This is a genomic window from Pseudomonas sp. GP01-A4 (assembly GCF_058780865.1).
Genome location: NZ_JBYSWF010000023.1, coordinates 79478 through 90665 on the forward strand (window position 1 = coordinate 79478; position 11188 = coordinate 90665).

Below are 11188 nucleotides of genomic sequence, written 5' to 3' on the forward strand. Positions count from 1 at the left end.
TTGCGCCCAATAAAGCGCGAGGCGCCAGCGGGCAGGCCCTTGGAGCGCTCCTTTTATGGCAACACCGTACCGTCACACCCTGCTCGCCCTGAGCATCACCCTCGCCGCCACGGCCGCCCACGCCCAGGACGCGACCCTGGACACCATTACCGTAGTCGGTGAACAGGCCACCGACTACCAGGCGAAAAAGGCCGCTGTCGCCGGCTTCGATAACGCCCCGCTGCTGGACACCCCGGCCTCGGTGGCGGTGATCACCGAGGCTCGCCTGAAAGACCAGCAAGCCCGCCTGCTCAGTGAAGTATTGAAGAACGACGCCTCGGTCGGCGACAGCTATGCGCCGGTGGGTTACTACGAGAATTTCGTGGTGCGCGGTTTCTCGTTGAACCCGGCCAGCAGCTACAAGATCAACGGTCGCACCATCACCGGCGAACAGAACGTCGCACTGGAAAACAAGCAGCAAGTGGAAGTGCTCAAGGGCTTGTCCGGGCTGCAAAGCGGCGTGTCCGAACCCGGCGGCTTGATCAACTACGTAAGCAAGCGCCCGGAGAACGTGCGCTCGGTGACTGTCTCCACCAACGAACACGGCGAGCGCTACCTGGCCACCGACGTCGGCGGCTGGCTCGGTGCCGAGCAGCAGGTGGGGGTGCGGGTCAACCTGGCCCACGAAGACATCCGTTCCTACGTCGACCACGCCGACGGCCAGCGGGATTTTGCCTCCCTGGCCCTCGACTGGAACATCAGCCCCAACGCCCTGCTGCAACTGAACGCCGAATACCAGAACCGCGAGCAACGCTCGGTGCCCGGATACCAATTGCTCGGCGGCACCACCGTGCCCCACAACGTGTCGCCACGGGATCTGCTGGGCTACCAGAGCTGGTCGAACCCGGTGGGCATCAAGTCGCTGAACCTCGACGGCCTGTTCGAATACCGCTTCAACGAGGCCTGGAAAGCCAGCTTCAGCGCCTCCCGCAGCCGCGTGGTGATCGACGACTACAGCACCTTCGCCTGGGGTTGCTACGGCGCCGCCAGTTGCGCCAACACCGCAGTGCCCAACCACTTCAGCGCCGAGGGTGACTACGACATCTCGGACTACCGCAGCCCCGACGACACCCGCAGCAACGAAGAAGCCCAGGCCGCCCTCAACGGCCAGTTCGACACCGGTTTTCTCAAGCATGACCTGACCTTCGGCACCACTGCCTTCCGCCGCCTGGTGGACCGGCGTGAATCAGTCAACGAATACATCGGCGAGGGCAATATCTACGAAAAGCCGCCGGTGCTTGACCCCTACGAGGGGCCGCTGGGCCATACCTACCGGCGCCTGGACAGCCGCCAATACGGGCTGTTCGCCAGCGACCGCATCAGCGTCAACGAGCAGTGGCAAACCATTCTCGGCGGGCGCCAGGTGCGCCTCGACGAAGAAACCTACGACCAGGCCGGCGACACCACCCGCCATACCCAGCGCAGCGTATTCCTGCCCCAGGTGGCGCTGATCTACAAGCCGCGCCCGGACACCACCCTGTACGCCAGCTACAGCAAGGGCCTGTCCCTGGGCGGCACCGCGGCATGGTTCAGCAGCAACGCCGATGAGGTATTGCCGCCGACCACCTCGCGCCAGCTGGAAGTGGGGATCAAGCGTGACTTCCAGCGCCTGAGCCTGACCGCCGCGCTGTTCCAGATCACCCAGGACCTGCAATACAACCGGCCCAACGATGACGGCAGCATCACCTTCGTACAGCAGGGCCAGCAGAAGAACGTCGGCCTGGAGCTTTCGGCCAATGGTCGGGTGACCGACAACCTGCAAGTGTCGGCCAGCGTAGCGGCGATTCGCGCCCGGGTGAGCGGCAGCGGCACCGACGACTACGACGGCCACCAGGCGATCAACGTGCCAAAGCTGCGCGCCAGCCTGCACGGCGACTACAGCATTCCCGGGATCAGGGGCCTGGCCCTGCTCGGCGGCGTGCAATACAGCGGCAGCAAGTACGCGAACCGCGAGGCCAGCGTGAAGGTCGACGACTATGCGGTGTTCGATGTCGGCGGACGCTACAGCACCAAAGTCGGTGATTACGATACTGTGCTGCGCCTGACCGTCGACAACCTGTTCGACAAACGCTACTGGCGCGATGTGGGTGAATCGGCGGGCGATGGCTACCTGTTCCTGGGCGCGCCACGCACCGCGCGGTTATCCGCCACCGTCAATTTTTGAGGCTGACTGTTCATGCGTAATCTGATTTTTGCCAGTGTGTGCCTGCTCTCCACCGCCCTCGTCGGCTGCCAGCAGCAACCGCCCGCCAACGACCAGCTGGATGCGGTGCTGTGGACCCAGACCTCCATCGAGCACGAACTGATCTACCGCCAGGTGTTCGCCAACGCCACTCGCCAACTGGACGTGGCCCTCAAGACCCCGGACTGGGACGCCCTGCCCTTGCCACCGCGCAATCTGGCCGGGCTGCCGCCAGCGGTGATCGTCGACATCGACGAGACCGTGCTCGACAACATCCCGCTGAATGCCCGGGACGTCGTCAACAACCAAGTCTACTCCTACGACCGCTGGAACACCTGGGTCGACCAGGCCAAGGCCCAGGCGCTGCCGGGCGCCGTGACGTTCCTGCAGGCCGCCAAACACAAAGGCATCACGGTGTACTACATCACCAACCGCGAGCAAAGCCAGGTCCAGGCCACCGTCAACAACCTGCGCCTGCGGGGCTTTCCGGTGGACAGCGAGCAGCAGGTACTGGCTGCCGGCACGCCCATTGGCGGCTGCGAACACGCCGGCTACGGCAAGAACTGCCGACGCCAATGGGTCGCCCAACACGCCCGCGTGCTGATCCTGGCGGGTGATTCCCTGGGGGATTTCGTGCAGGCCGAACACAACACCCTGGACGCTCAGCGCAAGGCCGCCGAACCCTACCTGGGCTGGCTCGGCCAGCGCTGGTTCGTGCTGCCCAACCCGACTTACGGCAACTGGTACAGCGCGCCGTATGGCGACCAGGAAAAACTGCCCTTTGAACGCAAGCGCCAGCTCAAGCAACAAGCGCTGCACCTGCAAAACTGACCCTGAGGGGACCGTATGACGCCGCTGGAAATAGTCGCTGTGATCTTCAATATCGCCGGGGTGTGGCTCACCGCCCGACGGGTGCGCTGGTGCTGGCCGGTCAGCGTGGTCGCGGTGTTGCTGTACGGCTGGATCTTCTTCGACGTGAAGCTGTATTCCGACATGCTCCTGCAACTGGTCTTCGCTGTGTTGCAGGGCTACGGCTGGTGGCGCTGGAGCACCGGGCGCATCGACGCGGGCAAGGTGCGGGTGGAACGGCTGCCGGTCCAGGAAGCATGGCGGCACCTGCTCGCCGGGGTGATCGGTGCGCTGCTGCTGGGCGCCGCCATGCACCACTTCACCGATGCCGCACTGCCGTGGCTGGACTCGCTGCTCACCGCTTTCAGCCTGGTGGCCAGCCTGTGGGCGGCGCGCAAGTATGTGGTGAGCTGGTGGCTGTGGATCGTGCTGGATACGGTCTACGTGGGCCTGTTTGTGTACAAGGACCTGCAACTGACCGCTGCGCTGTATGCCGGGTTTGTGGTGCTGGCGGCGTATGGGTTGGTGTCGTGGCAGCGTGACCTGCGCCAACAGGAACAGCAACTTTCAGTTGCTTGAACACGATGTTTGTTTCCCAACTGTTGCCAGGCCAACAGTTGGGAAAACATATAACTAAAACAACGCATTACAGTACATAAAATCATTAAACATAAAGCCCTTATCGCGTTTAAATATAAAAAATCCCATGGGTATATTTATGAATTTACGTACTGTCGTGACCTTGGGCCTGGCCCTGTTAGTGGCCAGCCCGGCGGTGTTCGCCGGGGCAACGCTGGATCGCATCACGCAATCCAAACGGTTGGTTGGCGTGCTGATGGAGAACTATCCGCCCTTCTCTTTTCTCAATGAACAAAACCAGCTGGATGGCTTCGACGTCGACGTGGCCAAGGCCGTGGCCGACAAACTTGGCGTCACCCTGAAGTTGGAAACACCCTCTTGGGAAGTAATCGCAGCAGGCCGCTGGCAAGGGCGTTATGACGTGTGCATCTGCTCCATGACCCCAAGTGCCGCCCGTGGGCAAGTGTTCAATTTTCCTGTCGAGTATTACGCCTCACCGGCGGTCATCGTGGTCAACGCCGATGAATCTTCCATCCACTCGGCCAGTGACCTTTCCGGGAAAAAAGTCGGCGTGGGCAGCGCCTCGACCTACGAGGCCTACCTGAACAAAGACCTGGTGATCGAAGGCGCCAACACGCCAATCGAATACCCGTTCAGCCAGATTCAAGCCGTGCCTTACGACAATGAAATCGTGGCCTTCCAGGACTTGGCGCTCGGCACCGGCAAACGCCTGGACGCAATGCTCACCAACCTGGTGACCGCCAATGAGCGAATCAAGCATAACCCACGCTTCAAGGTCGTCGGCAAACAGCTTTACAGCGAGCCCAACGTGGTCGCCACCGAAAAAGGCGACCCCCAATGGGACGCGAGGCTGACCCAAGTGCTGGCCGACCTTAAAAGCGACGGCACGCTGACGAAGATCTCCCAGAAATGGATTGGCGCAGACATCACCCAATGAGCGTTTTCCCCACCCCGACCTCTGTGGTGAAACCGCCGCCCGTCAAACGCCAGTGGTTGCCCTTCCAGGTGCGCCTGTGGCTGACCTGGGGCGTGATGCTGTGCCTGTTCGCCGGGCTGTTCATGAGCTTCGACCTGAAGTTTGCGATCGTCGCGGCCAAGTGGCAAAACCTGGTGGGCCTGCACCTGTCGCCCAACGGCTTTCTGCAGGGTGCGGCGCTGACGCTGTTCCTGTGTTTCTGCTCGATCTGGCTGTCCCTGGCCCTGGGGTTTGCGACGGCCATGGCGCGCTTGTCGAACAGCGCGGTGGCGTTCGGGATTGCCAGTTTTTACGCCTCGTTCTTTCGCGGCACGCCGCTGCTGATCCAGATTTTGCTGATCTACCTCGGCCTGCCCCAGTTGGGCGTAGTGCCGGGCGCCATCAGCGCCGGGATCATTGCACTGTCGTTGAACTACGGGGCATACCTGAGCGAGATCTTTCGCGCCGGCATCATCGGAGTGTCCCAGGGCCAGCGGAATGCAGCGGCGGCGCTGGGTATGGGCCCGGCGGTGACGTTCTGGCAGATCGTGCTGCCCCAGGCGATGCGCACCATCATTCCACCGACCACCAGCCAGTTCATTTCGATGCTCAAGGACTCATCGCTGGTCTCGGTCATGGGCGTCTGGGAAGTGATGTTCCTCGCGCAGTCCTACGGGCGCTCCTCATACCGCTATATCGAAATGCTCACCACCGCTGCCGTCATCTACTGGCTGCTCTCCATTGGCCTGGAACTGATCCAGGCACGCCTGGAGCGGCACTACGGCAAGGCCTACCTTCACGGGCGATAACCGCTTTTTACCTGCAGGAAGCACCATGTCTGATCCAACCCCGTTGTTATTCGGCCTGTACGAACAAGCCAGTGTCGGCTGCGGCGGCGCGCCCAGCCTGTGGACCCACCCGGCGGATGAACGCCTGGGCATCAACACCCTCAAGTACTGGTCGAACCTGGCCCGCACGGCAGATGAAGCCAACCTCGACCTGATGTTCTTCGGCGATGTGCTGGGCTTCTACGATGTGTTTGGCGGGTCCGAAGCGGCGGCGTTGAAATGGGCGGTGGAAGCGCCGGCCAACGACCCGCTGACGATCATTCCCGCACTGGTGGCCCTGACCGAAAAGCTCGCCTTTGGCGTCACGGTCAGCACCACCTATGAACACCCATTCACCCACGCCCGGCGCTTCAGCACCCTGGACCATTTGTCCGATGGGCGTATCGGCTGGAACATCGTCACCTCTTACCTGTCCAGCGCCGCACGCAACTTCGGCCTGGAGCAGATGATCAAGCACGACGACCGCTACGAACGCGCCGAAGAGTTTCTCGACGTGGTGTACAAGCTCTGGGAAGGCAGCTGGGCCGATGACGCGGTGCTCGCCGACAAACTCGCACGCACCTATGCCGATGGCACGCGTGTTCGACCGATCCAGCATGCCGGCGACCATTACCGGGTGGCCGGCCCGCACCTCACGTCCCCCTCACCGCAACGCACTCCGCTGCTGATCCAGGCGGGTTGGTCGGGCCGTGGCCGGCAGTTCGCGGCCAAACATGCAGAGCTGGTGTTTATCGCCAAATCCAACCCGCTGGAGATACGCCAGGGGCTGGAAGATATCTGGCGCCAGGCCGAGGCCCGCGGGCGCAGTCAGCAAGACGTCAAATCCCTGACCGTGTTGCGCATCGTCACGGCCCCCACCGCCATCGAAGCACAAAAGAAATACGAGACCCTGCAAAGCAACTATCACCTGCAGGCGCAGTTGGTGAGCTACGCGGGCGACACCGGTATCGATATCAGCCGCTACGCAGACAGCGAAGCACTGTCCACTCACACCGAAGGCATGACCTCCTACGTGATGAGACCCGATGGCAGCGGTAAACCGCTGACCGCCGGCGAGGTCAAGCAACGCTTCGCCAACGTGACGCGGGGCAGCGACCTGATCCTGGTGGGCACGCCGGAGCAGGTGGCGGAAAAAATCGAGGAACACGCCAGAATCTCCGGCACCAGCGGCTACATGCTCAACCCGTTGATCAGCCCCGGCTCGCTGAATGACTTTGTCGAACTGGTGATCCCGGCCCTGCAAAAACGTGGGCTGTATCGCACCACACCGCAGACCGGCACCCTGCGTTCGCGGCTCAGCGCCGACGGCAGTGACCGCTTGCCAACCTCGGCCCATGGGGCTTCGTTCCGCTTTGAGTAAGGTGCTGGTGGGCACTGCGTGACCTGCGCCAACAGGAACGGTAGAGTCACGCCCACGCCAGGCCTGCACACGGAACCCCAGGATGCCTTTCGACCCGATTTCACCGCACTACCAGCGCATTCGCGAACAGATCGCCCACGATATCGCGGCGGGTGTGCCGCAGGCGGATGAGAAATTCCCGTCCGAACGGGAGATGATCGAGCGCTTCGGCTGCACCCGGGTCACCTTGCGCCAGGCCTTGCAGCAGCTGGAAGCCGAAGGCCTGGTGTACCGGGAAAACCGTCGCGGCTGGTTTGTCAGCCCCCGGCGCATCCGCTATGACCCAACACGCATCAGCGGCTTCATGGATTACGTAAGTGCCCAAGGCCGTACGCCGCGCACCGAATGCCTGCACGCGCAGTTGCGCCCGGCAGGCGATTGGCTGGCCAGGCGGATGGGCCTCGCGTCGGCGGATGAGCCGGTGTTTTTCCTGCAACGGCGGCGCTGGATCGACCGGCGGCCGGTGTTGCTGGAGTTCAACGCGCTGCTGGCCAGCTGGTGCCCTGGGCTGCTGGACGCCGACTTGAATACCTCGCTGACCCAACTGCTGCGGGAGCGGTTTTCCCGGGTGCTGTCGCGGTGTGAGCTGGAGATGCACATTGGCACGGTGAATGAAGAACAGGCCGAGTTGCTGCAATTGTCCACCGGTTCCACCAGCGTGTATCTGGAACGCTTGAACTTCGGCGAGGATGACCAGCCGGTGGAGTTTGACCAGGAATTCTGGCGTCCGGATGCATTGTCCGTCGTGATGGAGACGCGCTACCCCGGGACGTGAATTTCACACCTGTGAAAGCTTGTGACTTGTTGCCAACGAACCCGTTTTCACTCGCTTGCAGCCCCTACTATCGAGTCCTCGTGCGCCCCTCACATGGACTGAACCGATGATCACCCGCCCCGAAAAATCCGCGTCGCCCCGCGTCGATCAACCCAACGCTCCCGAGCGGGTTTTCGACGCCGTCCTGAACAAAGCCAAAATCCTTGCCAGCACCGGGCCGGGCGACAAAACCGTCAAGCCCGAGGACTACAAGGAAGTCACCGCCCTCCCGGCCAAACTCGACATCGACAAGCTCAAGGTCATTTCCGAAGACAAGGACGCCGGGGTGATCTACTTCGAACAGGACGGCGCCAAATACAAGATCAGCGCCGAGGGTGCGGCCAACGCCCAGGACGGCTTCGACGTATTGAAGAACCTGCGCTTCGGCCATGCCGTAGCCCCGGTCAACCAGGGCGGGCCCGACGAAGGTACCCCGCTGTACACCTTCCTCCAGACCCTGGCCGAAACCCAGGGCACCCCGGCCGGCAAGGCCATCATCGAAAGCCTGAAGAACCCCGACCAGCAACTGCTGCGCGAAGACGGCGACGGCGTGCGCCTGGCCAACATCAAATCCGTGGGCAAGGCTGAAGACGGCATCCTCAAGGTCAGCCTTGAAAACGGCAAGACTCTGGTCATTTCCGAATTGCTCACGCCCCAGGCGTTCAGCACCTACACCCAGGCCGGGGTGACCAAGGAAGCCCTCAATGACGGCAAATCCAAAGGTTATGAAGAAGTCACCAGCCTGCCGGGCGACCTCGATTTCAGCCAGTTGAAAGTGGTGTCCGAAGACAGCAGCGCCGGAGTGATCCTGTTCGAACACCAGGGCCACAAGTACGCGATCAGCAAGTCCGAAGCCGACCTGCCGCAGCCCGGCGCCGACCTCAGCAACCCCAACCCCAACGCGGGCGGCACCTTCTACAACTTCCTCCACGCCGTGCACGCCAGCGAAGGCTCGCAGGCCTTCGACTACATCAAGAACGCCCAGTCCCTGCCCGGCCAGGAACTGCTGCGCAAGGACGAGGCCAGCCTGAAGCTGGGCGACATCAGCAAGGTCGACGCGCCCATGGACGGCATCCTGGTGGTCAACCAGGCCGACGGTAAACTGCTGGTGGTGTCCAAGGACATCACCCCCGAAGCCTTCGCCGCCTACACCAGCAAGGGCCAAACCCTGGCCGGCATCGAAAAGGCCAAGGGCGACGGCTACACCCTCGCCGCCCCGGACGCTTACCTGGCCTCCACCGAAGACATCATGAGCGTCGGCGGCGCCGGTGATTATGGCCCGGGCCTGATCGCCTTCACCCAGCACAAGCCGGGGGGCAGCGAAGAGAAAATCGTGGTGTCGGAAGACAGCAATCCACAGATGTTCGAGCAAATTTCCAGCTACCGCAGCGACATCGCCGCGCAGACCACCGACGTCGACAAGCTGCGCACCGATAACGGCCTGCCGCCCCTCAAGGACGTGTCCGTCGACAACCTCACCACCACCGAAAAAGATGAAGGCGGCAACCCGCTGTCGGTGCAGGACCTGTCGATGAAAACCCTGGTGGACAGCTACCGCGCCGGGGTCAAGGACGGCAGCATCGGCAAGGACGACCCGCGCGCCAAGTTCCTGCGGGCGGTGGAAGCCAGGAGCATGGCCGACAATGGCATGTCGATCATTCCCGAGCACGGCTTCGGCAACCAGGGCATCGCCACCACGCCCATCGACGTGACCTCGCGGGATGTACGCGACAACATCTTCGACACCAAGGCCATCGACCAGACCATCAACGACCTGCTCGGCGACTCGACCATCCAGCACGACATCAAGGCCAACCACGACGCAGCCCTGGGCAAGGTCGACGGCGGCCAGGCGAAGGTCGATGAGACCAGGCAGCGCCTGATCGACAGCACCTCCTCGGAGAACTTCACCCAGTACATCAAGTCCCTGCAGGACAGCGGCAAGACCGAACTGGCCACCCAGGAAATCCAGACCGCCTACACCGCCCTGGCCGATATCGACCCGGCCAAGGCCGACAACTTCCTGCAAAACCTGCAGATCGACGGCTACACCGATGCCGTTGAAAAGCTGATGGACGATCCCACCAAGATCTCCGACGACAACACCGCCCTGGCCACCACCGACAACACCATGGCAATCCTGTCGATGCTCAAGGGCAGTGCCGACGGCCTGCCGCGCCAGGCGCTGGGTGTGTATTCGAAGTTCGTCGACCAACTGCTCAAGGACAAAAACGCCGCCGCCGATTTCGGCAAGGCGATGATTTCCCTCGGCGACACCTGGCAGAAAAACGGCGTGATCAGCTTCAGCGACATCGACAAGGCCGTGAGCAAGGAGATCATGCCGGGCCTCAGCGAAGAGAACCGCAGTTCGTTCGTGAAGAACCTCAACTTCCTCAAGGACAACGGCGTACTCGGCTCAGTGGGCGGCGCGATCGGCATGGGCCGTATCGTCTACCAACTCGCCGGACAAGGCGGCAAGCTGGCGGATACGCCGATGAAACGCCTGGGCATCGCCAACGACTTCCTTGGCTTCCTTGGCACCGGCTCGCACTTCGCCACGCTGGGTTTGAAGGTCTACGACAAGTTGCGCGGCACCAACGCGTACAAGCTGATGGGCTTCGACCGTTCCCTGCCCGACCTGTGGGCCAAGCCCGGCGAGGGGTACCACGCGCTGCCCAAGGACGCCGAGGCGGTGCAGAAGAAGTATTTCGAGATCGTCGACCAGGCCATGGACGACGGCAAGGACGTGGGCAAGGCCCTCAACAGCGGCGGCTGGAGCGACGAAGGTGCGGCGAAGATCCAGGAAGGCATTGAAAAAGGCATTGCCAGCCGCGGCGGCGTGGCCGGGGCCGGGTTTGGCGCGAAGTTCGCCAGCAGCGCGATCAAGGTGATCGGCATGGCCACCGACGTGGCAGGCGGCGTGATCAGTGTGGTGCAGGCGGCGTTTACCTTGCGTGATGGTGTGCGCGAGAAAGACCCGGTGAAAATCGCCTCGGGCTCACTGTCGATGGCCGGTGGTGTCAGCAGCCTGGTGGGCGCGGCCGGCGGCGTGCTGGGCACGCTGGGGGTGACCGGGCGGATCATTCCGTTCCTGGGACCGGTGGGTTTCTTGATCTCCGGCGCGTTGTCGTTTGTCGGGGCGATCTTGAGCACGGTGCAGTCCCACAAGCTGCACAAGATCTCGATGCAGAACTGGGACCAGATCCAGGACTTCAAGCAGGACGGGCTGCTCAAGCCCAACGGGGATGAAGCGTACGTGTGGTTGCAGACCTACCTGTCCGACTGGGGCCAGCGGGATGCGCCGCAGGACCAGAGCATTTTTGATTTCCGCAAGGAAGAGTGGGATGCGCGGTCGAGTATCCGCGGGGGCGACCATCGGCGGGACCACCCGGACTTTATCGGGGACGGGAATAACCGTAACTCAGAGGACTACAAGTACTCGCTGAAACCGTCGGAATGGACCAATGAGAACCACGACATTATCTGGCGGGTGGGGGATGGG

General features: G+C 62.5%; 8 protein-coding genes. All 8 read left to right on the forward strand.

The features are described from left to right. The first annotated feature begins 55 nt into the window (after nucleotides 1-55). The gene (locus AC3WKX_RS15685) at nucleotides 56-2203 is read left to right on the forward strand and encodes a TonB-dependent siderophore receptor (protein ID WP_102605950.1); all 2148 of its coding nucleotides are present in this window, start codon (nucleotides 56-58) and stop codon (nucleotides 2201-2203) included. 12 nt (nucleotides 2204-2215) lie between these two features. Continuing rightward, on the forward strand, nucleotides 2216-3052 hold the full coding sequence (locus AC3WKX_RS15690) for a 5'-nucleotidase, lipoprotein e(P4) family (RefSeq protein WP_003208300.1): 837 nt from the start codon (nucleotides 2216-2218) through the stop codon (nucleotides 3050-3052). Nucleotides 3053-3067: 15 nt separating this feature from the next. Then, nucleotides 3068-3649: a nicotinamide riboside transporter PnuC gene (pnuC, locus tag AC3WKX_RS15695; protein ID WP_008433153.1), complete on the forward strand. Its 582-nt coding sequence runs from the start codon at nucleotides 3068-3070 to the stop codon at nucleotides 3647-3649. Between the two features lie 139 nt (nucleotides 3650-3788). Next, nucleotides 3789-4607: an ABC transporter substrate-binding protein gene (locus AC3WKX_RS15700; RefSeq protein WP_102605949.1), complete on the forward strand. Its 819-nt coding sequence runs from the start codon at nucleotides 3789-3791 to the stop codon at nucleotides 4605-4607. Next, nucleotides 4604-5434 carry an amino acid ABC transporter permease gene (locus AC3WKX_RS15705; RefSeq protein ID WP_102605948.1) on the forward strand — a complete coding sequence of 277 codons (831 nt, stop codon included), beginning with the start codon at nucleotides 4604-4606 and terminating at the stop codon, nucleotides 5432-5434. The genes AC3WKX_RS15700 and AC3WKX_RS15705 overlap by 4 nt, the downstream gene beginning before the upstream one ends. A 25-nt stretch (nucleotides 5435-5459) precedes the next feature. Then, nucleotides 5460-6833, forward strand: a complete 1374-nt coding sequence (locus tag AC3WKX_RS15710; protein WP_102605947.1) for an LLM class flavin-dependent oxidoreductase — start codon at nucleotides 5460-5462, stop codon at nucleotides 6831-6833. A gap of 82 nt (nucleotides 6834-6915) precedes the next feature. Continuing rightward, nucleotides 6916-7647 (forward strand): GntR family transcriptional regulator, encoded by a 732-nt coding sequence (locus AC3WKX_RS15715; RefSeq protein ID WP_102605946.1) that lies wholly within the window; start codon nucleotides 6916-6918, stop codon nucleotides 7645-7647. 106 nt (nucleotides 7648-7753) lie between these two features. After that, nucleotides 7754-11188: hypothetical protein (locus AC3WKX_RS15720; protein WP_102605945.1), on the forward strand; the 3435-nt coding region annotated here is incomplete at its 3' end.

Bases quoted from the DNA above. Each gene is read 5' to 3' on its own strand.
- AC3WKX_RS15690 (WP_003208300.1), top strand. From the start codon at position 2,216: ATGCGTAATCTGATTTTTGCCAGTGTGTGCCTGCTCTCCACCGCCCTC.
- AC3WKX_RS15715 (WP_102605946.1), top strand. From the start codon at position 6,916: ATGCCTTTCGACCCGATTTCACCGCACTACCAGCGCATTCGCGAACAG.
- pnuC (WP_008433153.1), top strand. From the start codon at position 3,068: ATGACGCCGCTGGAAATAGTCGCTGTGATCTTCAATATCGCCGGGGTG.
- AC3WKX_RS15700 (WP_102605949.1), top strand. From the start codon at position 3,789: ATGAATTTACGTACTGTCGTGACCTTGGGCCTGGCCCTGTTAGTGGCC.
- AC3WKX_RS15710 (WP_102605947.1), top strand. From the start codon at position 5,460: ATGTCTGATCCAACCCCGTTGTTATTCGGCCTGTACGAACAAGCCAGT.
- AC3WKX_RS15705 (WP_102605948.1), top strand. From the start codon at position 4,604: ATGAGCGTTTTCCCCACCCCGACCTCTGTGGTGAAACCGCCGCCCGTC.
- AC3WKX_RS15685 (WP_102605950.1), top strand. From the start codon at position 56: ATGGCAACACCGTACCGTCACACCCTGCTCGCCCTGAGCATCACCCTC.